A 23,002-nucleotide genomic window follows, 5' to 3' on the forward strand; every position below is an offset into this window, starting at 1 on the left:
AGGCAGACGGCTTTTTGAACGCCATCTACCTCAAGGTCTCCGCAAGCCAATGACCGTTTACGCCTTGCTCTTTTGAAACCTTGCCTTGAACAGGCCCAGCACATCATCCAGCAGTGTGAACACAACCGGGATGACCAGGAGACTCAGGAAGGTCGAGGTAATCAGTCCTCCAATCACGACGATGCCCATGGGCTGGCGAAAGCTCGAGTCACCCGACACGAGGCTCAGTGCGGCCGGCAACATGCCACCCGCCATGGCGATGGTCGTCATGATGATCGGTCGTGCCCGCTTGTGGCATGCATCGACAAGCGCGTCGTAGCGAGACATGCCACCTCTCCGTGCCTCTATAGCGTACTCGACGAGCAGGATCGAGTTTTTGGACACGATCCCCATCAATAGCAGCAGACCGATCACGGCGGGCATGGAGAAGGCTGTACCGGTCAGGACCAGCGGCAGCAGGGCGCCGCCAAGCGCCAGCGGCAGGGCCATCAGGATTGTCACAGGCTGAAGGAAGTCATGGAACAGAAGAACCAGAACGGCGTAGATGCAGAAGATGCCAATCGCCATCGCCGTGCCGAAACTGGTGAACAGCTCGCTCTGACGCTTCAATTCGCCCTGCTCAACAAATTTCACACCCTGCGGTAAATTCTGATAGCTGGGCAACCGGGCGGCCTCCGCCGTCACGTCCGACAGGCTTCTGCCATTCAATTCGATGGTAAGCGAGACATTGCGTGACCGATCGAGGCGATCGATTTGACTTGGGCTGGATCCTATCGAAATATCCGCAACAGCGCCGAGCGAAACGTTGCCCTCCTTGCCTTCAACGGGGATAAGGGAAACTGCATCCAGTGACTGTCGGCTTTTTGTGTCCAGCATAACCCGGATAGGCACCTGGCGTTCCGGTAGATTGAGCTGGGACAAGGCGGTGTCGTAGGCGCCCGCAGTCGCAACGCGGATAGCCTCGGCGATAGCTTGAGACGTTACTCCCAGCGACGCGGCTTCAGCCAAATCCGGTTTGATTGTAATCTCCGGCGATTGCTTGGCCGCAGACGACGTGACATTGCCGATACCAGACAGGGTGCGCAGTTCGGCCTCAAGGCTGCCTGCCGCCTGCTCCAGAAGTTCGGAATCATCGCCCGCCAGCGTAAGCGTGAGCTCTGTGCCATTGCCGCCGGAGCCTATCTCGACACGAACACCGGGCAGCTTCTCCAGGGCCGTGCGCAAATCCGCTTCGATCTGTGACTGCTTGATATCACGATCGTCAATCGGTGTGAGGTTGACGACGATCGTGGCGCTGTCGGTGCTCGCATTCGATGTACTGTTCATGCCGCCGGTGGAGGCTGTGCCCGTTGCCTGAAACACCGAGGTGACATGATCCACGCCGGCGATGATCGCGGATGCCTTCCGCGCGGCGGCGTCAGTCGATTCAATCGTCGACCCGGGAGGCGTGGTAATGGAAACCTGGGTCTGCCCGTCGTCGGACGCCGGGAAAAAGCCAGTCGACAGATTGGTCAGGAGCAAGGCCGAGAATGCCAGGAACCCTACAGTCCCGAGCACTGGGATCCAGCGATGCCGAAGCGCACCTTTGACCAGCCAGAGATAGGCCTGCATCAAGCGACCGTCGTCTTCGTGCGCCTTGTCTGTCGCCTTCATGATGTAGGCCGCCATCATCGGCGTGACCAACCGCGCGACCAAAAGCGAGGCGAGAACGGCGACGGAAGCCGTGATGCCGAATTGCTTGAAGATGATGCCTGGAATTCCGCCCATGAAGGCGGTGGGCAAAAACACGGCGACCAAGGTGAACGTGGTGGCGATAACCGCCAGGCCGATTTCGTCGGCCGCCTCCATCGCCGCTTCGAAAGGACTTTTTCCCATATTGAGGTGTCGCTCGATGTTCTCGATCTCGACGATCGCGTCGTCGACGAGAATTCCAACGACCAACGACAACGCCAGGAGCGTGATCGTGTTCAAACTGTAGTCAAGCAGATACATCACAAGAAACGTGGGTACGATCGATAGCGGCAATGCAACGGCAGCCAGAAGCGTCGCACGCCAATCGCGCAGGAAAAGCCAGACCACAAAGATCGCGATCAACGCGCCTTCGTAGACCATGTGCATCGACGATTCATAATTCTGCTCGGTCGGAACAATCGTGTTGTAGGCTTCCTCGATTGTCACGCGGGGATTGGCCGCGGCAAACGCCTTCATGGCTTCGCGGACATTCTCGGTGACCGCAATATCGGAATACCCTTTGGAACGCTTGATCTGGGCCGCAATGACCGGTTTGCCGTTCAGATAGGCAAGCGAAGTAACATCGCTGTGGGAATCGGTGACGGTGCCGAGTTCATCCAGTCGAACCCAGCTTCCCTTTGGCAGCGGAATAGGCGTTGCGCTAAGCTGATCGGCGCTGTCCGCAGCCGCCAAAGTGCGGACCGACTGGCTTTCGCCGCCAATCCGTCCTTTCCCACCTGAAAGATCGGATTGCACCGCTTCAAGCTGCCCGTTGACATCGTTTGCGGTCAATCCCAGGCCGTCAAGCAGGTTTGCGTTGAGCTCCACCCTGACTTCCCGATCGATGCCTCCGAGGCGACCGACTTCGCCAACACCGTCCACAGCCATCAGCGCGCGTGACATGTCGTTGTCGATGAACCACGACAGTTCCGCATCGTCCAGTGTGTCGGAACGCACCACATAGGTGATCAGCGGCGAAGCGTTCAACGACTGTTTCGAGACGGTTGGTGCATTCATGTCCTTCGGCAGGTCGTCCTGCGCCTGGTCGACAGCGCTTTTCACCTCGTCCAGCGCTTCTTGAGTGTCCTTTCCCACTTCGAACGCGACAGAGATGCTCACCGAGCCGTCAGTGATCGTCGTGGTCACGGAATCCAGCTGGGTAAGGCCCGTCAGCTCATCCTCGATCTTGCGCGCCACCTCGGTTTCAAGCTGGGAGGCTGCCGCCCCGTCGAGCGAAGCGCTGATCTCGATTGTTGGAAGATCCATATCGGGGAAATTTTGGATGTCGAGACGATTGAAGGCCCATAGGCCACAGGCGGTCAGCAATGCAAAAAGCAGGATGGGCGGAACGGGATTGCGGATGGACCACGAGGAGAAATTCATTTCGTCTCCTCCGTCTTGGCCGTTTCAGTGCCTTCGGATACCCGCACAGCTGAACCGTCAGCGAGGAATGCGCCACCTGACGTCACGACTTTGTCGGCCTTCTCGATTCCCGTAACGATCTCGACGCGATCATCCTGCCGCCGGCCGGTCTGGACGCGCTTTCGCGCGACCGTTGGCTGGTCTGCGTCATTCAGGATAAAGACGTACGAAAAGCCGTCCCGCATCACAACGGCGGTCGCCGGTACCGTCAGCGCCTCCGTGCGATCGAACTCGAAATAGCCACTGACCAGGATGCCGGTTTTCGGTTGCGGCATGCCCGCATCGGGATAAAGGGCCACATAGACCGTCACGCGACCATTGTCCGTCGATGTCGTCGGCGCGATCAGCCTGACCTTACCCTTCACTTCACCGACCGGGGTGGGAATGACCGCCTTTGTGCCTTCCTTGACGTCCGCCAGTCGCTTTAAAGGTAACTCAGCCTGCCATTCGACCCGGTTCTGTCGGATCAGCTTGAACAATTCGTCGCCGGCGGTGACGACCTTTCCAAGAGATGCAGAGCGTTCGGAAATCACGCCATCGTCTATCGCGTAAATCTTGGTGCGGTCCAATGTCAGTTGAGCGGATGTCAACGCGGCCTTCGCTGAGGAGAGCTCGGCCTTCGCCTTACGCTCAGTAATCAGATATTCCGTCGTCTGCTGGCTCGATAGCGCACCGGATCCTGTCAGTCCTCGCGCACGGTCGGCGTTTGCCGTCGCCTGGTCAAGGTCGGCTTCGGCCTGTTCGACGGAAGCCTGCTGTTGTTCCAGTTCCGCTTGCGCGGTCTCGGGTGCGAACTGCACGAGCAGGTCGCCTTTCTTCACCGACGTACCGACATCCGCCCTGACATCAATGATCCTCTGTCCACTGACCTCGGCGGCGATGATTGCCTCATGCCATGCAGCGAGGCGGCCACTCGCAGGGATGGTCACCGGCCATAAAGAAACCTCCGGCCTGGCAATGCTAACAGTCAAAGCCGCCGCTTGAGCGCCTTTCTGTTCGACCTCCTGGCTTCGGGCCGTGACGCTGAGCGCAAGATTAGACGTCAGGGCGAGCGCCGTGACGACAGGAAGGAAAGTAAATCTACGCATCAGTGTATTCCGTTGACAGAGGCAATCGAGGCGTCGTCCGAGGCGGACCAGCCGCCTCCCAGAGCCTTGTAGAGCGCGATCCAGTACTGGATCGCGTCGCGCCTGATTTCGATGAGGGTGATAGCTGCCGATTGCGCCGAGCGACGGGCTTCTTCGCGGTCAAGGATACTGACCCCGCCGGACTTCCAGTTCTGATCGACTGAGCTGAAATAGTTTTGATAGTTGTCAGCCGCCGTTTTGGCATCGTTGATCCGCTGCAGCGCTGTATTGACCCGGATGAGCGCCGTCTCGACGTCGGCGACAGCCGTCAGGACGCCGCTCTTGTAACTCGCGACCGCAATATCATAGTCCGCGACGGCGCTTCGCACCGCCGCCCGTCTTGTCCCGCCGTCAAGCAGCGGTATCGACAGCGCCGGCCCGAACGACCATGGGACCGATCTGCCTGTTACTGTGGACTGGCTGATCGAAATCGATCCGCTCAGGCTGAGACTGGGATACAGATCAGCCTTTGCTGCACCGACGTCTGCGATGCTCGCCGCAACTTCGGCTTCCAGGGCATTGATGTCAGGTCTTTGCCGCAAGACGTCAGCGGGAACCGAGGTGATGCGCAACGCTGATGGCTGAGGAATGCGGCTCTTTCCCTGTTCCAGCAGTTTTCTGACGACGAGTTCGTCGCCGCCTGTCAGCTGGACCAGCGATTTGACAATGATCTCGCAATCCCCACGCTGAGCAGTCAGGCTGGACGAGGAGGTTGCTGCGCTGGCACGGGCAAGCGCCAGATCGGCCGTCGAGGTAAATCCTGACTGCGCCGATTTTTCCGTGACACGGATCGTTTCTCTCTGCGAGGCAAGCTCATCCCGGTAAAGCCGTTCCAGCTGACGACAAGCGCGATACTGGACATAGTAATCACCGACTTCGGCCGCGACGGAAAGCCGTGCGTCATGCCACGACCAGATCTGACCTTCAGCCCGTAACGCCGAAGCCTGTGCCTCTTTCTTGGTCTTGCCGAACAGATCGAGCTCCCATGCGGCATCCAGAGCACCACCTTTACTGGTTCCAGCCGTGATCCTGTTGACATCGTCCCCCTTGTTGCCCTCGCGCGTTGCGGTGGCAGAACCATCGAGTGACGGGAAAAGGCCTGCCCTAGCGGTATCGAGCGTGGCTCGAGCCTTGTGGATATTGGCGACGGCTTCCTGGACGGAGGGATTTTCGCGTTCCGCCAGGCTCAGCAATCCATCCAGCGAGGGGTCCTTGAAGCTCGCCCACCAGGCCAGAAGGTCGGTCGAACGACCACCATGCGGCAACGTCGCGTGCCAGCCGGTAGCCACGACAGACCTTGAAGGTTTCAGTTCGCCCAAGCTGGTGCAGCCGGTGAGCAACGCCATCGTGGCGAAGATCGAAATTGAAGAAAAAACTATACTGCGCATGGGATCCGTGCTGCCTCGAAAGCTGTCGGCCGCACTATAGGGATCGTGATGTTAATGTCGGTCAAGAACGTGTTAAGTTAGGTAAAAGTGCTGTATCCGCGGCCTGCAAGCCTTAAAGGTGCATGCATCGACCTGACGGATGCAAGACATGACCAAGGTGCTTTTGATCGATGATGATATCGAGCTCACGAATTTGCTCGGCGAATACCTGACCGAGGAAGGTTTCGCCGTCGAGACAACCGCGGATGGCAGGATCGGTGTCGCCGAAGCCATGTCGTCCTCAACCGATCTCATCGTTCTGGATATCATGATGCCGCGTATGAATGGCATCGAGGTCCTGCGGAAAATCCGGCAGGTGAGCGACGTGCCGGTGCTGATGCTGACGGCCCGCGGTGACGATATCGACCGTATTTCCGGTCTCAATCTGGGAGCGGATGACTATGTTTCCAAACCCTGTTCGCCAGGCGAACTGGCTGCCCGAATCCGCGCGATCCTGCGCCGTTCCGGCCGCAGTGAGCGGGATGGCGCGGTAGAAGAACTAAAGACCGGCGCACTGGTCCTCTATCCATCGAACCGGAAAGCCCAGTGGCATGGTGCACAGCTTGAGCTGACCGGCACAGAGTTCAGCCTGCTGGAGGTTCTCGTCCGGTCCGCCGGCCAACTCGTCTCCAAGCAAGAGATCTCGCTGCGTGCTTTCGGCAAACCCCTGACCGCATTCGATCGGCGGATCGACGTCCATATCAGCAGCATTCGTCAAAAGCTCGGGGCCCGCGCGGACGGACAGTCCTGGATACAGGCCGTGAGAGGTCGTGGCTATCAGCTACTGGAAGGCTAGCAATGCGTCGACTGTTCTGGAAGTTCTTCACCGTCGTATGGTTGGCCATGGCGGGGTCCATAGCGCTGCTCTTTGCGATCAGCATGCTTTTTCAATCACCGTTCGAGGAAGAAGTCGTAAACCGTGAGCATATCCTTGCGCTGGAAACGACAGCGCAGATTCTGCAATCAGACGGAGTGGACGCAGCGACAAAGCTGATTGCGGCCATGCAACGAACTGGCCGCAACATCCAGATCAGCATAAACCCGATGGGGCTGGCGATCGACTGCACCTCGGCCACTGGCAACGACCTCGTTAGAAACGCAGTGAGGGATGGGAATTGCTACCGGATGGAGATCACTGGTTCGGCGCGGGGCATGATTTCCAGGACGTGGCCAAGGACGGTTCCCTGGCTGGCGGCACTTCTTGCCGCCGCGGCGGCGGCTTACTGGCTGGCCCGTTATTTCATTACGCCGGTCGAGCAGCTGCGCTACGGACTTCGCTCCCTGGCTAACGGCCAGCTCGATGTTCGAATAGCACATACGATCGGCAGCAAGCGCGACGAGATAACATCTCTGGCACACGACCTGGACATCACCGCGGCGCGGCTCCAGGAACTTCAGGTCGCACAGCAACAGTTGTTCCATGATGTCTCCCACGAGCTTCGCTCGCCGTTGTCGAGGCTGCAGGCAGCCATCGGCGTGTTGCAGCAAAACCCCATGCGGCTGACGGCGATGATCGAACGAATGGGACGGGAGGTTGAACGCCTCGACGAACTGGTTGAGGAAATCCTGACGCTGGCAAGGCTGTCTGAACGCGATACTCTGCGCTTTGACCGGCAGACGCTGGATGTCATCGATCTTGTTCGCGAGATTGTTGAAGACGCCGGCTTCGAAGGGCAGGCCCGCGGCATAGAGGTCCAGTACAAGGGTGTCGATTCGTGTGTGGCCTCGGTCAATGGCGAACTGATTTACCGGGCACTCGAAAACGTGATCCGCAACGCGATCACACACACCGAGGCTGGCACATCGGTTCTTGTCAGCTCGGAGGTGAAGGGGAATCAGCTTTTACTGTCGATAGAGGACGAAGGCCTCGGTGTTCCGGAAGCGGAATTGGAGGCCATTTTCCAGCCATTCTCTCAAAGTTCAACGGCCACCGCGCGCTCAGGGTTCGGCCTCGGGCTTGCTATCACGCGCCGGGCAGCCGAATGGCATGGCGGCAGGGCGACCGCCCAAAACAAGGCGTCCGGCGGTCTTCGCATGGAGATTACAATTCCGGCTATCGCGCCACCAGTCAATAGCCGCCAGCTGTCCCTTGGCGTCGGGCGCGATGTTCGTTAAGCCCGCAACGAGGACGCATCGCGACAACGGTTCACGCCGATCATCCGGGATTTCATCCAGACGGCGGTGATTGGAAAGACACCGGACCATCGGCCGGCGACGCTCGAAGTGCCGGCCATGTCGCCCGTGTGATGGCAGCCATGGACGCGGTAACCGCCTGGGAAAAACAGCTTCAGATCGAGAAACCGCGAACGACGAACGCCCGCGGACATTTCTGCCGCCACATCATATAGAGGCATCGCGAGTTGTATCCTTTCGCGTGTTTTGTGTCTCCGGATGACACCCGGATTGAAGCAGATGTCTCCTCCCACGGCCAATGCTCTTCATCCCCAAAGTGCAATAATGGACGAGAAACGCGCAAAGCCCGACGATCGCGGCGTGGCGCACGAAGAACTCCACCGCCGCTTCCTCGAAGTTCCAGAAGTTCAACATGATCTCTGCCATGAGCTTGGGCCCGACGCCGATGACCATCCAACTGTGGATCCCGTAGACCGCAATCGCGACAGCGATAACGCGGAGGACCATGGTGCGGACCCGATTGGGACGGGTAATCCCGATCAGGCTGCGGACTGCGGCCATAATGAGCGGCCAGCGCATACCGAGGTGGATAGACGCCAGCAGCAGCGCCCAGTAGGCCGCGAGCCCGTGGATTTGACGGGCACCAAACGAACCGCTGAGCGGCAGGAAGCTGAACACGGTGCGGGAGATCACAACGCTGGTCGCCACGAGTGTCAACATCGTCACCAGGAGCGCCAGGATGCTGGCGATGTTGAGCCAACCGCGCGCGTCGCGGCCGCTTTTGGCCGCCGACCCGTACCAGCGACGGTTGAAGGTGTTGTGAGCGATCAGCAGCAGGAACATGACCGTGCCGACAATTTCATGCGTGGCATTGCCAAGCCAGTCGTAGGCCAGAGCGGTCAGCAGCAGGGCGGCAGCCACAAGGTCCATCAGCAGACGCGCGCGAAACAGCGACATCAGGGCAGATAGGCCCGCATCCGGTCGATGGTGAACATGAAATCATTGCTTTCCTGCGACTGGTGACAGGCCTGGCACCGCTCGGCGATCGCGGTCCGGTTGACTTGTCCTTCGGTATCAAATTGCTGGAAATGCCAGTCGCCCGTGCGCAATTTCTCATCGACGTCCTGACCCCAGCCCACACCTTTTTCCATGACGAAGTAGCCCGTGAGCTTATAATCCGTCCAGATGCCCAGGACGAGCTGCGTGCCGGCCGGCAGCGGATTACCGGACTTGGAAAGCGCAATCGTTTCGGGCTTTGCGAAGGCCTCCTCCTTGGAGGCTCCCCGGTCATAGGTGGCGTAAAGAACGTACTTGTCGAAATCCTTCGGGAACGTCGCGCGATTGGTATCAGCGCGAACACCAGGCCCCGACATCGCGAGGATGAGCATGGCGGCGGCCGCTAGACCTACGCAGCGCGAAATGAAGCGCATGAAAACCTCCTGCGGGATTTGAAGATTACGTGGTTGCGGGGGCGTCCGTGACGCCCCCGCAGAGGAAAACCTAAGCTTTCACCTCGAAGGCAAGCGAACTTGAAAGCTCCCGGTGGGCGTCGATCTGTTGCTGCAGCAGCACGATTTTCTGTTCCACCATGCCAACAGCATCCGCTCCGGCGATGAACCGGCGGGGTAGCTCCGGCTGATTGACCAGGGTGATCAGCGCTTGGGCGAGTTTGGCCGGATCGCCGGGTTGCTGGCCGTTGGCGGACTTCCAGAAGGCGAGGTGCTGGGCGCGCCTTTCGTCGTAGTCGCTGACAGACGGCGGGGCATATTGGGTTGATTCATCGGTCAATAATTCGGTGCGGAAGAAGCCCGGATTGACGATCATCGTTTCAATGCCGAACGGCGCCACTTCCGGCTGCAGCGATTCCATCCACCCATCGAGGGCAAACTTCGAGGCGGAGTAGGCGCTGCAGAACTCAAAGCCCAGCAGGCTGGCCGTCGACGAGATCGAGATGATCCTCCCTGCCCCCTGATGGCGCATCACCGGCAGGACAGCGCGGGTGACGCTCATGGGGCCGATAAGACTACTGGCCAGTTGCAGATATATCTGGGCCGGCGTCAATTCCTCAAAATAGCCTGCTTGGAAGCTCGCGGCATTGTTGACCAGTATGTCGATGCGGCCAAAGCGTTCGAGTGCGGCCTTAACAGCGAAATCCGCATCGGCCGGCTTGGTTACATCCAGCGCGACGACCAGCAGGTTTTCCGATGGGCCGATAGCCTTGGCAACGCGCTCCGGATTGCGGCCGGTTGCAACGAGCTTGTCGCCGGCAGCCAGAACCGCCTTGGCGAAGTCCAGGCCCATGCCGCGCCCGGCTCCTGTGATCATCCAGACTTTACTCATAGAATCTTCCTTCATTGTAAATTGTGCGCAGAGGCTCTAGGCGCTGGCCTTCTGCCGCTGCGCTGCGTGATCATCGTTGATGTTGAACCAGCCGGTGGCTGCCTCGATGACGCCCCAGAGCTTGGCTGGAAGGACGATTTCCGGGATTGCCGTGGTCCTGATCTCTATCTCGATCAGATTCCCGTCGTCCCACTGTGAAAGTTCGACCCAGTCCGGGTTTATCACCAGCCCCTGGCCGACAGCCACGAGCGAAAGGCCCAGATTGAGGGCGCTTTCCGCCTGTTGGGGTGTTCTGACCTGGCCAGCGGCGATAACCGGAACGCGTCCGGCAACCCTGGCGGCGATCAGTTCAGCGATGCTACGATCATCGATGGCTTCGAGGGGCTTGGCTTCGAGCACACTCGACAGTGATGCATGGATGTAGTCCGCCCCGCTGTCGATGAGATGCTCGATAAGCGTGTAGGTGTCGTTTATACGAAGGCCGCCCGGTTCCGATTCCTCGGGCGAGACCCGATATCCAAGAAGGAATGGACGCGTCGCGTATGTACCTATTACCCGCCTTACCTCACTGACCACGGCGAGCGGGAACCGCATCCGGTTTTCCAGCGTGCCTCCCCACTCGTCGTCGCGATGATTGTAGAGTGGTGAAAAGAAGTTCTGGATTAGGAATCCATGGGCACCATGGAGTTCGATGCCATCGAAGCCTGCTTCGATGGCGCGGCGTGTTGCCTCGCCGAACGCGGAAATTATGTCTTGGATTTCGCCATGGCTCAGTGCGCGTGTGGTGACGCCGCCCGGATTGAAGGGGCCGGCAGGAACTTGCAGTGCGCTGGCACTCACGACGTCTCCGCCGGGAATGAGTCCTGGCACGGCCTTGTTCCCAGCGTGGAAAATCTGGAGAACCGCTGGCGCACCGCCGCTCTTGGCTGCCACGGCCAGACGCCGGAGGCTTGGCGTGAAGCTGTCGTCATAAGAAGCGAATTCGCCCGTGAACCCGATGCCATTGGGCGAAACATGCGTGCAGCCCGTCAGAACGAGGCCCACGCCGTTCACCCTGCGTCGATAGTAGGCAACTTCCTCATCAGAGACAGTTCCATCGTCGTTCGCCGACCACGTCGTCATCGGGGCCATGACGACCCTGTTTCGAAGCGTGAGCCCGTTGGCGAAGACGAACGGTTCATACAGTGGTTGGGTGGCTTCCATGATCGATGATCTCTCTTGCTTGCCGTTTGCACAGTTTGTGAAATGGCAAATAGCAATGAAGACAAACGATGATTAGTTGCTATAATCTGCATGAAGTTAGAAATGGGACTGATAAATGAGACACGGTGATTTCAGCGAACTTGCGGCCTTCATCGCCGTCGCCGAGGCCGGAAGTTTTACGCGCGCAGCCGCCAAGCTGGGGCTTTCCCAGTCTGCTGTCAGTTACTCGGTCAGGACGCTGGAACAGAGGCTCGGGGTGCGGCTGATCTCACGCACCACACGAAGCCTGTCGCTGACCGATGCCGGGCAACGCATGCTGCGAAACCTTCGGCCCTCGTTTGAAAACATCGAAAGCGAAATCGCAGCCATCACCGCGCTGCGCGACAAGCCCGCAGGCACGATCCGCATCACGACGTTCCGATATGCCGCCACGAGCGTGCTCTGGCCTGTCGTCACCACGTTCCTGGCGGAATATCCGGACATCGAAATGGAGATCATCCTTGATGAGGGCCTTACCGATATTGTGGCGGACCGGTTCGACGCAGGTATCCGCATTGGGGAACAGGTTCAGAAGGACATGGTGGCCGTCAGGATCGGCCCGGACCTGCGCATGGCAGTCGTCGGATCGCCGTCCTACTTCGAGAACCGCAAAATCCCGATAACGCCCCGCGATCTCGGGGAGCATCGGGGAGTAAACTACCGTCAGACCACAGGAGGTGGGTTGTATGCCTGGGAGTTCGGGCGTGATGGCGAGGAGCTTCAGGTCAGGATGAACGGGCCAATTATCATCAACGACGGTCAACTGCTCGAAGCCGCTGCCCTGGACGGATTGGCACTTGCCTACACATTCGAAAGCCAGGTCTCGCAATATATTGAAGACGGCCGACTGATCCGGGTCCTGGACGATTGGTGCCAGCCGTTCCCGGGCTATCACCTTTATTACCCGAGCAGGCGTCAGCATACGGCTGCGTTTGCTCTCCTCGTCGAGGCGCTCCGTTTCAAAGACTAGCGAACCGTCTGGGGCCCATTCAGAAATCCCAATTCTAACGTCATGCAATGAATGTTGCCTCATGGTGATCCGGTTGCGACCTCAATCTGGGTTCATCGAGATGCGTTGCGCCACGCAATTGAAAAACACCTCGGTCCTGTGCGGCCGCTACATCCAGCGGCGCACAGGACCGGATCAAGTTTTCGTCCCGATGTGGGTCTAAGCCAGGTTGAAAGGCATCTGCCGAACCGGCTTGCCTGTCAGACGCGAGATGGCATTGGCAAATGCAGGTGCCAATGGTGGCAGGCCGGGCTCGCCCATGCCTGTCGGTGCATCCGCGCTTGGTACGATGTTGACATCAAACTCCGGCACATCAGTGATCCTTGCCATCGTGTATTCGCTGAAGTTGCCTTGTTCCACGACACCGTCCTTGAGCGTAATTTCCGAGCCGGCAAGGCACGTCGACAAGCCCATGATCGCCGCGCCCTGTACCTGCGCTTCCACTGTCCTGGGGTTGACGGCCAGATTGCAGTGAACCCCGGCAGTGACCCGATGCAGCTTCGGCTGTCCATCGACAACGGAGGCTTCCACCACGTAGGCCACCACGGATGAAAAGGATTCATGTACGGCCACACCCCAGCCCCTGCCTTCGGCCAGGGTCTTGCTGCCGTAACCGCTCTTGTCTACGGCGAGTTGCAGTGCATCGCGATGACGAGTGTGCTCCTCGCCAAACATCTTCATACGGTAGGAAACCGGGTCCTGGTCGGTGGCTCGCGCTATATCGTCAAGCAACGTCTCCATCACGAAAGCCGTATGGGTGGAGCCAACGCTGCGCCACCAAAGAACCGGCACATTGACAACGGGATGATGCACTGTCAGGCGCATGGGAAGCGGATAGGGGTTCCGCATCCCTTCGGTCGTGGCGGCATCGATGCCGTTCTTCACCTGGAACTTCTCGAACACGGTTCCCGTCAGTATGGACTGGCCGACGATGGTGTGGTCCCATGCCAGTACGTTGCCTTGCTTGTCAAATCCGATGCGGGCGCGGTGAAGATGCGTTGGACGGTAGTAGCCGCCCCTCATATCGTCCTCGCGGCTCCAGAGCATGCGCACCGGAGCGTCCAGCCCTGCCGCCTTGGCGGCTTTGGCTATTTGACAGGCTTCCATCGCCGTGTCGCTGCTGCTGGAAAAGCGTCGGCCGAAACCGCCACCCGACGTCAGCACATTCACCACGACCTGTTCCGGCTTGAGGCCAAGCACGGTTGCGGCAGCGCCGGCGTCGAGCCCGGCACTTTGGCTCCCCATCCAGATCTCGGCACGATCGTCGGAAAGCCGAACCGTGCAGTTCAGCGGTTCCATTGCCGCGTGGGCGAGATATGGGAACACGAACTCGGCTTCCAGACTGAGGGGCGCCGTTTCGAGTGGTGCCATGTCGGCATCGAACTGGCGCGGACCGGGGCGAGTGGCAATCTCGCGAAACTGAGCGAGCTGCTTTTCACTATCGACCTTTTCCACAGCCGATGTGTCCCATTCCACCTTGAGGGCATCACGACCCTGGCTGGCCTGCCAATATCCGTCGGCGATAACTGTCACGCCCTCGGCGCCGCGGTCCAAGGGAATCCGCAAAACGGCTTTTACGCCCTTTATCGCGCGTGCTGCACTGTCGTCCAGAGAGGCAATCCTGGCTCCGAACACCGGAGGACGGGCCACAACGGCCGTCAATTGTCCCGGCAGCTTGAAGTCGATGCCAAAACTTTGCTGGCCACTGCTCTTGGCCTGTGCGTCCAGGCGCTGGGTGGGCTTGCCGATAATGCGGAAATCCTTCGGGTCCTTCAGCGCAATCGTCTGAGGCACGGGCAAAGCCATCGCCGCCTCGGCAAGCTCTCCATAACCGAGCTTGCGGCCACCGGTAGCCAGAACCACACCAGCCTCGGTTCGCAGTGTGGAAACATCCACGTTCAAGCGCGCCGCCGCTGCGGAAAGCAGCATGGCGCGAACGCGGGCGCCGAGTTCGCGATATTGCGTAAAGCTGTTCTTGATGGTGTTCGAACCACCGGTGAGGTGGATGCCGAAGAGCGGATCGACGTAGGCCGCATCATTGGTGCCGAGCTGGCTGCGGACCAGGCTCCAGTCCGCATCGAGTTCTTCGGCAAGGATCATCGGCAATGCCGTCTGAACGCCCTGACCGAACTCCAGCCGGTTGATCGTGACCGTCACTTCGCCATTTGGCGCGATCTGAACGAATGCAGAGGGCTGCTCGGTCGGCTTCAGGCTGGCTGCTGCCGCATCGGTGTTTGTAGACTGCGCTGCGGCCATGTGGGGGAAAATGCCGACAGCGAGGCCGAGAGACCCCGTCAGCTTGAGAAAACTGCGGCGTGGCATCGCTTCGGCCACCTTTGAGCGGCTACGTTCCAGCATGTGCTGCAGTGCACGCGGTAATTCGCTATAGTCGATGTTCGGGTTCGGCAACATACGGCGTCTCCTTTAGACGAGAGTGCTGGCAGCGTCGGCTATGGCGGCGCGGATACGGACATAAGTTCCGCAGCGACAGATATTGCCTTCCATTGCGGCATCGATCTCCTCGGCCGTCGGCTGCGAACCGGAGGGCAGGGATGCAAGGAAAGCCGTGGCGCTCATGATCTGACCGCTCTGACAATAACCGCACTGCGCCACGTCGTGCTTGACCCAGGCCGCATGCACGGCGGCGCCAACGCGGTCGCTGCCGTCGGTGGTTTTTTCGATGGTGGTGATTTTCAGACCCTCGGCAGCGGAAACAGGCGTGCTGCAGGAGCGGACGGCCTCGCCATCCAGATGCACGGTGCACGCGCCGCAAAGCGCTGCGCCGCAACCGAACTTGGTACCGGTCATTCCGAGCGTGTCGCGCAGAACCCAAAGGATGGGCATGTCCGGGTCGGCATCGACCTCGTGCTGACTGCCGTTGATATTCAGTGTGATCATGGCTGGTCGGTTCTCCTATATTTCATATCGATAGTCTCGGTGCCTGCGGTTTTGCAGCCGGCCGTTGGAACCGACCGCCTCAAAGGAAACCGGCGGCGACGGCGGTGCCGGCGCCAATCTCCAGGATGAACAAGACGCAGTTGACCAGGGGCCTGCTCTCCGCGGCGACGATAGCGCGTCCGGCAATACCGGATTAGTTCGGGCAAACTGCATGAGGTTAGAAATGCGGTTTCTGAATGCGATGCGACAACACGAGGAACCACCTCAACTGGGGACCAGGTCCCAGCGGCATCGCCAAACGGGTTCCATGCTCGGCAGCCGGTCGCCCCTATTGAGGCAGGGACTTCAGGTAGGCGATGATATTCTGCCGATCCTCAGGCTTGGGCACGCTCACGGACATCGTGGTTTTCGGCACAACATCACGAGGCGCTGCCAGAAACCGATCCAACGTCGCCTCGTCCCATACCAATCCCGACGCCTTCATGGCCGCCGAATAGCGGACACCCTCCACAGAGCCGGCTGCGCGTCCAACAACGCCGCCAAGACCTGGCCCTGCCTTTTTCTGGTCCGTGGTCGAATGGCAGGCGGAACAGCGCTGAAACGCTTTTTGCCCCAAGGCTGCATCTCCCTCCGCAACGGCGGGGGCTATGGTTGACAGAAGAACCAGAGCAGTGGACGAAACGGAAGCCAGAATTTTTATCATGCGTGTTCTTCCCGAATAAGCAGGCTGTGAAATCCATGAAAGGACGATGGAGTTGCGCGCGTCAGTATCGTTGCTACCAGCGGTGGTTCGCGGAGAATCCCCGCGGCCCAGCCATGAGCCAAAGACTGCCGATCTTCACCGTCAACCTTCATGCAGCACGATACCTCGCTGACTGACTCCGGATTAGGCGGCATTAACTGCATGAGCCTAGAAACGGGATTTCTGAATGCGCCGATTCAAACGGCATTCGGGTGAGAGGCAACTGGAATGAGCGGATTGGGCTAGAGCCTCGTCCCAAGGACCAGTCAACTCGATCTATTCGAATATGCGCCCCCCACATCCGCCAGCACGGATAGTGCAAGGGCACCGGCATCGCGTACGGGACCGAACATCCCAATCGGCGCCTTGATGCGCTCGATCTGAGTTTCGCTGTACCCAAGCGCGAGCAGAGCCTGACAGCGCTTTTCGTGGGTTCGCCGGCTGCCCAGGGCACCGAGATAGAAAGGTTCTTGTGCGAGTGCCGCTTTAAGGAACGGGATTTCCTGATCGATATCATGAAACAACAGGGCAACGGCTGTGTCCTGATCGACATCGTCGTCAATTTTCGCAGGTGATCGGCCATCGAATGACAAGGTCTCGAACGCCGAAGCGGTTGCGAGCCGCGTTGTCGTATCCAGTTCGATGCCGCGTCCGCACAAAATCAGGCGCGCCTTGGGTCGATAGCGACGAACGAACAAACCATCGCCCCAGCCTGCATTAATGGACGGGCCGATAACCCTGACGGACTGGCGATGCGGATCGTAGCCAAGAGCAACGCGCCTGCGTGATCGAAGCAGGGCCAGAACCTCCCGCACAGGATTGGCGTCTTTCAACACGTGGATTGCCAGAGTAATGCCGCCGCCGCAAGGAAGGACAATGTCGAAAAACCGCGATCCTTCTCCAAGAAGCAAATACCTGTCGACTCCTTTGCCAATGGCTTCGATCGCTTCGGCCGCAACCGCCGCCTCGGTGCAGCCTCCCGAGACATAGCCGCAGTAACCACCGTCACCCCGCACAGCCATCTGAGCGCCAAGCGCACGGGAAGCTCCCCCACGAATGTCCACCAAGGTGACGAGCGCGCTGCCAAACTGACTTTCTGCGCCTTCGCCGGCATAATTCAGGATCGTTTCGGCATCGTCCGTCATGATCGCGCAGTACGGAGTAGCTGGAGTGGTGTTTAGAAGGGGGGACGACTTCTGCATAAAGGCTCCTTGCTCAACCCAAACTCCTGTGTCCGATTGGCAATCGATACCGCGCCTCATGACAGAGTATTAGACGGTGCAATCCGCATGATGTTAGAAATGGGGTTCATGAATACGCGGCAGCCATCGATCGTCGACTGACGTTGCACCTCGCTTTGCACCCGTAGTCCTTGACCCTTCAGATGTCCGTCACGGCATAGAGGTCAGTAGAGTTATTGTTCGCTCGGAGAGGCTCGCGAGACAGTGTGTGCATCGCTGAAATTCGCCTATTCAGAAGCTGCACTCATAACCTCATGCGAGCAATGACGGGTAATCGGATGGCTTGATGTCTGGTATCTCTGCTCCTCTACGCTGCCCATGCCGGGATCTCCCACCCAGAAGGGCATTCGTCAGTAGAGCGAGATAGAAATGCACACGGATAGTTCGGCCATGCAACGTAAGCTCGCAGCGATTATGGCCGGGGACATTGTCGGCTACAGTCGGCTCATGGCTGAAAACGAAGCAACGACGTATGCGGAGTTGCGTTCCGTTTTCGACGACGTGATCGAGCCAGCGGTCCAGCACCACGGCGGCCGAACATTCAAAAACAGTGGGGATGGCTTCCTTGCCACATTCCCGAGTGTCAACGAAGCGTTGAATGCGGCGATAGAGATTCAGAACGGCTTTGAAGCGCGGCCCTTCGAGTTTCGGATCGGCATCAATCTGGGCGATGTCATCGAGGATAATGGTGACATGTATGGCGATGGTGTGAATGTCGCTTCGCGCCTTGAGGCGATGGCAGATCCGGGCAGTATCTTCGTGAGTGGTGCGGTGGTGCTGAGCGCTGACCGGAGCCGAGGAGACGAGTTTTTCCGCATTGGACGTCGCTATGCCAAAAACATTCCTGAACCACTCGATGTCTATAGGGTCAGGGGTAAAGGACAGCCGAGAACCAAATGGGGTGGGTTCACGTCTTTTGCCCCGCACGTAAGCGCTCGTCTTGCTTATTGTCTTGGGGCTGCCTCGCTCGTGCTCATTGGAATTTCAATTCAGCCGCTTCCTCTTGCGGCCATGATCGGCCGGATACCGGCTGAGTTATCGGCGCTTGCCGGCGGCCAACGCACCGATCCTCGGCCGTCTGTGGCTGTTATGCCTTTCAATAATATGAGCGGCGAGCCAACACAGGCCTACTTTGCCGACGGCCTGACGGAAGACATCACCACGGAGCTTGCCCGTAACTCTGAACTCCAGGTGATTGCCCGCAACTCCACCTATGCAATGCGAGGCCAGGAAGCCGATGTTCGCAAGGTCGGCGAGAAATTGGGTGTGGCATACGTGGTCGAAGGCAGCGCGCGACGGGTGGGTGATAAACTCCGCGTTGCGGCCCAACTTATCGACGTTAACAGTGGAGCCCACCTCTGGTCGCGCAGCTACGACCGCCATATCGATGATATATTCACGGTCGAAAGCGAATTGACGTCCGAGATCGTTGCCAATCTTGTCTCCTTTGTACGCAAGTCAGAAGTTGCAGAGGCGATAAAACGCCCAACCAAGAATCTGCAGGCCTACGACCTCGTTCTGCAGGCACGGGCTCGCTTCACGCACGATTCAAAAGATGCCGAGGCGCTTCTTTCCGCCCGAGGCCTTTTCCAACGGGCGTTGGAACTGGACCCTGCCTATGCCGTGGCGCGTGCCAATCTCGGCATGACCTATATCTTGGATGTCGCGCAGAGCGTCAGCGGTCGCGCCACAGACCGAGACCTCGAGATTGGTTTGAGCGAGGCGCGTCAATCTATCCGGCTCGATCCAAATTTGGCGATGGGATATCAGGTGTTAAGCTTCGGCTTGGCAGCAAGCGGCGACTATGCCGGTGCTTTGCAAGCTGGACAGCGGTCAGTGGAACTCAATCCGAACGATCCTGACAGCATGATGGCGCTCGCAAAGGCCCAAGTTCGTTTTGGTGACTACGATGGGGCGTTACGCAATGCCGAGCGTGCCCGCCGTCTTCATCCCATGGCTCCGGAATACTATGCTTATGTCCATGGTCAGGCGCTTTATGCGGCTGGTCGCAGCGATGAGGCTGCGAACGTTATACAAGAGTGCCTGATCCGTGCGCCGCAGGATTCAAACTGCCTGCTCATTCAGACCGCATTGCAGGCGGGTCGCTCGGAGCTGGACAAGGCCAGGGAGACCATGGCCAGTTTGGTCAAGGCCAAGCCCGACTTCTCGCTCCAATCAGAGCGCGACTATCGTCGGTTTGGTGATTCCACGCTGATGGAACGATTTCTCGCGGATCTGGCCCGCGCCAAGGCTCCCGAAACGGTCTCGCTTCAACGGCGTGCATTGTCATCTTAGCTCTACTCTCAAGAGTTCCGACTGCTGCGTCAGCGTTTGTAACCTGACGGCTGCATCCGCTGGTCCAGACTGGCGTTTCACCGCCGCGACGGGGTGAGGATCATCGCCCTGCCCCTCCGAACGACGAAAGCCCCGGGACATTTCTGTCACCGGGGCTTGGCACGCCAACCCGCAGACTGGCCGCGAGGTGGCTCAGGTCGCGCCGTAATGATAGCGAACCATATCACAATAAGCCGCCTTCGTTGCCGGTCGTCCGGGTCCGGACAATGAGGTATTGGCCAGCCGCGGCCCTTTCACCCACGACGGCGGGGGTCATGGAATGAATGGGGGCCGGACGATGGCGATCGAGGCAACGGCTCCCTAAGTTCAACAACAATCCATGCTTCAATCGTCCTGACGGCTAGATTCAGCAATTGCGCAGAGGCCGAGACATCGACAAACTCGCCCCGCTAGGGCTTGGGGGGCAGCATGATCAATCGAAAATTGTCGGACGAGGATATTGAGCTTCTGAAGCGTGCGCTTTCTGGTCGATGCATGCACCTCGGCATAAGCCCTGATGGGGTCGCAGCACAATTTGCCGCTGGTCAACTGATGGAGATGTTCCAGCTCGGGGTTATCGACGAGTGGCAATTGGCAAGGGGACCAATACCGATTGCAGCAGCGAGCAATCAACATTGATGTCGAGATACACTGTAGAAGAGCCGGCCACCAATCGAGGCAGCAGGTTCTAAAACGCCTCGCAAATACACACCGTTGAAAAAACGCGCATCGCGGACAGTCAAAACGCTTTCGCCGCAGATCAGCGATCGGCAGGCCGAGTTCCTGCGCCAATGGAAGCACGTCGAAGCACGGGCAGGCTTCGATGTTCGAATGAGTCGATGCCCCCCTTGCCGGTCTTGCCGGGTGACAGGTCGCGATGGCCGCACCACTTGATGGCGGGGAAATCGACGGTCCATCATGCATCCGCCGCTTCAACGTGACGAGCTCCGCATCCCTGACGGGGTCGAAATCCGGCCGGTTCTTGGCGTCAATGCCGCCGACCATCGGCAGGCTATAGGAGATCGAATTAAACCCGGCGACATGAGCGCTAACCGTCCCCTTGCCACGGCCAATTCGGCGTGGCCATCCGGATTGATAGTTTCGTTGTAGCGGATGTCGGATCAGCCGCCTTATGGATGGCGCGAATGCCGGCACCCCCTACCCTAGCCCCAACCTGAGGCGTAGCAGTGACGTGCACGACGCCGAGCATCGTCCGCTTGCGAACAGTCATGGTGTACCTCTTTTTCTGGTAGATCGTTGCGTGTCGAAAAGCGCTATCTTGAATTGTCGCCCCGCAGATTCGGCCCTGAACGGCGGCACGAGGCCTGACCTGCGAAAGCGCGATCAGGCCTCAACCAAATCAGCCATGCCGCGTCAGACGGCAGCGCGCTTGAAGGCCGGTCGGTCCTGCCCCCGTTTCCCCAATGAGGCTACGGCGCCATTTCCAACGATTTTAACGGATGTCCGTCCATGCCGCCTTCGGCGTCCGCCACGCAGAACAAACCTATCAACTTGGTCGACTTACTGGTAGCACCACGACAGCCCACCGGAGTACCACCATGACCCTCACCGAAAAATACCAGATCATCATCAACGCCTTCCACAATACCCGATGGGGCGTTTCACCGACCGCGACACGCGGCGCAGTCGAAAGCCATGCCAAAAAGCACGGGCTCGAAGGCCAGAATTACACCGAGGCTCTCACCTCAGCGATTGCTGGTGGGCTTGTTGCGCAGATGGCAGATTCGGCACTTACAATCCGTAACGCTGGCCGCAAAATGCTGCCACGGCGATAAGCGTTCTGGTTGGATCGCGGTAGCGCCTTCCGCGCAAGGCGCCGCGCACTCAAGCGGTGCCCTTGAATGAGTTCAAACGCCGGAACAGCGGTACCCCTTCTTGATAGCATCCGTTCAGCTTGTGCCGGGCCGTGGATCCGGGCGTGTTGAAGCCTCGGAAGGCAGAGTGATCGGAACCGACCGTCCTCTACCTTGATATGCACGTTGCCGTGCCCGAGATAGCCGCCGATCTGCTCCCGGAACGGCAATGGGCCGAGGCCGTAATCAAAGCCTGTCGCGGCCGGTGACATGCGCCGGCCCTGGCCAGTCTCGCGTGGCGCCGCGTCGATGGCCCGAGCGCCCGCGCCGGTATTGTAAGACTCGCTTTTCGGCTTTTAACGAGAAAATACTGCTTCTCGCGATCTTGTCTTGTTCCTCGTGCCGGCACTGATGGCGGATACCCGCTCCGTTCGAATGTCAGTGTAGAAGCACGACCTTGATATCGTGATTTCTAGCGAAGAAATAGATCGACGATTTCCGATTGGCTATGCAGATCGGATCGCCATCGAAATCGACCAGAGCCCACATGGTATCACCCTCGACATCGACCTTGCGGATATAGCCAGTATGATCGGTTGATGCGGGGAACTCGGTGCGATCGGCTTCCATGCAGTCGTCTCCTGAAATGAGAAACAGGGGCGGATTGTGATGTCTAGCGCGGCTTATGTCATCGGCTCGACCAGCTAAACTATCTGCAACCGTTCCCTTGATAAACCGAACATGAGGCTTCGCTACACCAATCACGAACGGCGGCCGAACGGATATTGTACGGTTGTCGACCTGCGGCATCACACTAAATCCGCAAAAACAAATGCTTTGCAGGCTCACCCTTTGATGCCCGGGAGCCAGGCCGGTCTCTACCGTCGCCTTTTCTTAAAGAACGAAATCGCCTTTCTCCAGGCTGAGGGCGTCATCGAGGTGAATGGCGAAATCAGCCGTCTTGTCGCCGTTGACATCGCCATAGACGTAGGTGTCGGAGGCCTGCTTGATATACCGCAGTTCGCCGGCGTGTCCGGTGAAGGCAGATGTTCCCAGGTACCAGAATGCCTGATTGCCTGAAGCCGACGTGTTCGCATCGATGGCCGACAGGTCAATCCTGTCATTGCCGGTGACGGAGAAGTCGAAGATCGAATCCCGCCCCGCGCGCGCCGTGGTCGTGTCGACCAGTGTTCTAAAGACGAAGGTGTCTGCACCCGCACCGCCCGTCAGATCGTCAGCACCGCTGCCGCCATAAAGCGTATCATTACCGCTGCCGCCGTTAAGGACATCGTTGCCGGATCCACCGGCGAGCAGATTGGCGCTGCCGTTGCCGTAGAGCTTGTCGCCATAGGACGAACCTGTCAGCCGCTCGATCGACACATAGACGTCGCCCTTGGCATGGCCGGTATTGATAGACGCATTGGCGAGACTGGCCGTCACGCCTGCGGATGCGCCGTAATAGGCGGCGGTGTCCGTCCCTGTACCACCGTCGAGCTTGTCGGCGCCGGCGCCTCCATTCAGAAGGTCATTGCCCGAGCCACC

20 protein-coding genes are annotated in these 23,002 nt (G+C 59.0%); 6 read left to right on the forward strand and 14 right to left on the reverse strand.

All coding sequences use genetic code 11. From position 1 onward, the window contains the following. Window positions 1-57 precede the first annotated feature (57 nt). From J2Z75_RS24735 to J2Z75_RS24745, 3 genes are read right to left on the reverse strand one after another with little or no spacing between them, the layout of a single operon-like run. A complete protein-coding gene (locus J2Z75_RS24735) occupies window positions 58-3,114 on the reverse strand; it encodes an efflux RND transporter permease subunit (protein ID WP_209855775.1) in 3,057 nt (1,018 codons plus the stop codon). Beyond that, the gene (locus J2Z75_RS24740; protein WP_209855776.1) at window positions 3,111-4,241 is read right to left on the reverse strand and encodes an efflux RND transporter periplasmic adaptor subunit; all 1,131 of its coding nucleotides are present in this window, start codon (window positions 4,239-4,241) and stop codon (window positions 3,111-3,113) included. Before J2Z75_RS24740 ends, J2Z75_RS24735 begins: the two co-directional genes overlap by 4 nt. Next, the gene (locus tag J2Z75_RS24745) at window positions 4,241-5,668 is read right to left on the reverse strand and encodes an efflux transporter outer membrane subunit (RefSeq protein WP_209855777.1); all 1,428 of its coding nucleotides are present in this window, start codon (window positions 5,666-5,668) and stop codon (window positions 4,241-4,243) included. The genes J2Z75_RS24740 and J2Z75_RS24745 overlap by 1 nt, the downstream gene beginning before the upstream one ends. 148 nt (window positions 5,669-5,816) lie before the next feature. On the opposite strand from J2Z75_RS24745, the gene J2Z75_RS24750 reads away from it, so the two are divergent. Together J2Z75_RS24750 and J2Z75_RS24755 are read left to right on the forward strand one after the other, a co-directional pair. Then, a complete protein-coding gene (locus tag J2Z75_RS24750; protein ID WP_209855779.1) occupies window positions 5,817-6,503 on the forward strand; it encodes a response regulator in 687 nt (228 codons plus the stop codon). Window positions 6,504-6,505: 2 nt separating this feature from the next. Further along, entirely contained in the window at window positions 6,506-7,822 is a 1,317-nt protein-coding gene (locus J2Z75_RS24755) for a HAMP domain-containing sensor histidine kinase (RefSeq protein ID WP_209855781.1), read from the forward strand. Here the strand turns inward: J2Z75_RS24755 and J2Z75_RS24760 are convergent. From J2Z75_RS24760 to J2Z75_RS24780, 5 genes are all read right to left on the reverse strand, one after another. Then, window positions 7,819-8,061 (reverse strand): hypothetical protein, encoded by a 243-nt coding sequence (locus J2Z75_RS24760; protein ID WP_209855784.1) that lies wholly within the window; start codon window positions 8,059-8,061, stop codon window positions 7,819-7,821. The two genes, J2Z75_RS24755 and J2Z75_RS24760, sit on opposite strands and share 4 nt — an antisense overlap. Then, window positions 8,048-8,797: a DUF4405 domain-containing protein gene (locus tag J2Z75_RS24765; protein ID WP_234937540.1), complete on the reverse strand. Its 750-nt coding sequence runs from the start codon at window positions 8,795-8,797 to the stop codon at window positions 8,048-8,050. Before J2Z75_RS24765 ends, J2Z75_RS24760 begins: the two co-directional genes overlap by 14 nt. After that, window positions 8,797-9,270 carry a cytochrome P460 family protein gene (locus J2Z75_RS24770; protein ID WP_209855787.1) on the reverse strand — a complete coding sequence of 158 codons (474 nt, stop codon included), beginning with the start codon at window positions 9,268-9,270 and terminating at the stop codon, window positions 8,797-8,799. The genes J2Z75_RS24765 and J2Z75_RS24770 overlap by 1 nt, the downstream gene beginning before the upstream one ends. Before the next feature lie 70 nt (window positions 9,271-9,340). Continuing rightward, complete coding sequence (locus J2Z75_RS24775) at window positions 9,341-10,180, reverse strand: SDR family oxidoreductase (protein ID WP_209855790.1); 840 nt, start codon at window positions 10,178-10,180, stop codon at window positions 9,341-9,343. A gap of 36 nt (window positions 10,181-10,216) precedes the next feature. Continuing rightward, the gene (locus J2Z75_RS24780) at window positions 10,217-11,383 is read right to left on the reverse strand and encodes an NADH-dependent flavin oxidoreductase (protein WP_209855793.1); all 1,167 of its coding nucleotides are present in this window, start codon (window positions 11,381-11,383) and stop codon (window positions 10,217-10,219) included. A 115-nt stretch (window positions 11,384-11,498) separates the two neighbouring features. On the opposite strand from J2Z75_RS24780, the gene J2Z75_RS24785 reads away from it, so the two are divergent. Further along, a complete protein-coding gene (locus J2Z75_RS24785) occupies window positions 11,499-12,392 on the forward strand; it encodes a LysR family transcriptional regulator (protein WP_209855795.1) in 894 nt (297 codons plus the stop codon). A 198-nt stretch (window positions 12,393-12,590) separates the two neighbouring features. Here J2Z75_RS24785 and J2Z75_RS24790 read toward each other — a convergent pair whose 3' ends face one another. The 4 genes from J2Z75_RS24790 to J2Z75_RS24805 all read right to left on the reverse strand — a co-directional run bounded on the left by J2Z75_RS24790 (window position 12,591) and on the right by J2Z75_RS24805 (window position 17,273). Next, window positions 12,591-14,843, reverse strand: a complete 2,253-nt coding sequence (locus J2Z75_RS24790) for a xanthine dehydrogenase family protein molybdopterin-binding subunit (RefSeq protein ID WP_209855798.1) — start codon at window positions 14,841-14,843, stop codon at window positions 12,591-12,593. A 12-nt stretch (window positions 14,844-14,855) separates the two neighbouring features. Further along, the gene (locus tag J2Z75_RS24795; protein WP_209855800.1) at window positions 14,856-15,329 is read right to left on the reverse strand and encodes a (2Fe-2S)-binding protein; all 474 of its coding nucleotides are present in this window, start codon (window positions 15,327-15,329) and stop codon (window positions 14,856-14,858) included. Between the two features lie 328 nt (window positions 15,330-15,657). Beyond that, window positions 15,658-16,032 carry a c-type cytochrome gene (locus J2Z75_RS24800; protein ID WP_209855804.1) on the reverse strand — a complete coding sequence of 125 codons (375 nt, stop codon included), beginning with the start codon at window positions 16,030-16,032 and terminating at the stop codon, window positions 15,658-15,660. 305 nt (window positions 16,033-16,337) lie between these two features. After that, window positions 16,338-17,273, reverse strand: coding sequence for an XdhC family protein (locus J2Z75_RS24805; protein ID WP_209855806.1), 936 nt, complete (start codon window positions 17,271-17,273; stop codon window positions 16,338-16,340). 429 nt (window positions 17,274-17,702) lie between these two features. Here J2Z75_RS24805 and J2Z75_RS24810 point away from each other — a divergent pair, with 429 nt between their 5' ends. The 3 genes from J2Z75_RS24810 (at window position 17,703) to J2Z75_RS24820 (ending at window position 21,442) form a co-directional block, all read left to right on the forward strand. Further along, on the forward strand, window positions 17,703-19,607 hold the full coding sequence (locus J2Z75_RS24810; protein ID WP_209855809.1) for an adenylate/guanylate cyclase domain-containing protein: 1,905 nt from the start codon (window positions 17,703-17,705) through the stop codon (window positions 19,605-19,607). Between the two features lie 468 nt (window positions 19,608-20,075). Then, window positions 20,076-20,285, forward strand: coding sequence for a hypothetical protein (locus tag J2Z75_RS24815; RefSeq protein WP_209855812.1), 210 nt, complete (start codon window positions 20,076-20,078; stop codon window positions 20,283-20,285). Window positions 20,286-21,205: 920 nt separating this feature from the next. Then, complete coding sequence (locus J2Z75_RS24820; protein WP_209855815.1) at window positions 21,206-21,442, forward strand: hypothetical protein; 237 nt, start codon at window positions 21,206-21,208, stop codon at window positions 21,440-21,442. 456 nt (window positions 21,443-21,898) lie between these two features. On the opposite strand, the gene J2Z75_RS24825 is transcribed toward J2Z75_RS24820, so the two are convergent. Further along, entirely contained in the window at window positions 21,899-22,090 is a 192-nt protein-coding gene (locus J2Z75_RS24825; protein ID WP_209855818.1) for a DUF1150 family protein, read from the reverse strand. Window positions 22,091-22,354: 264 nt separating this feature from the next. Next, window positions 22,355-23,002, reverse strand: a 648-nt coding sequence (locus J2Z75_RS24830; protein WP_407692815.1) for a M10 family metallopeptidase C-terminal domain-containing protein, incomplete at its 5' end; no start/stop codon positions are given.

This window comes from Rhizobium herbae, from assembly GCF_017873135.1.
GTDB lineage: Bacteria > Pseudomonadota > Alphaproteobacteria > Rhizobiales > Rhizobiaceae > Pararhizobium > Pararhizobium herbae.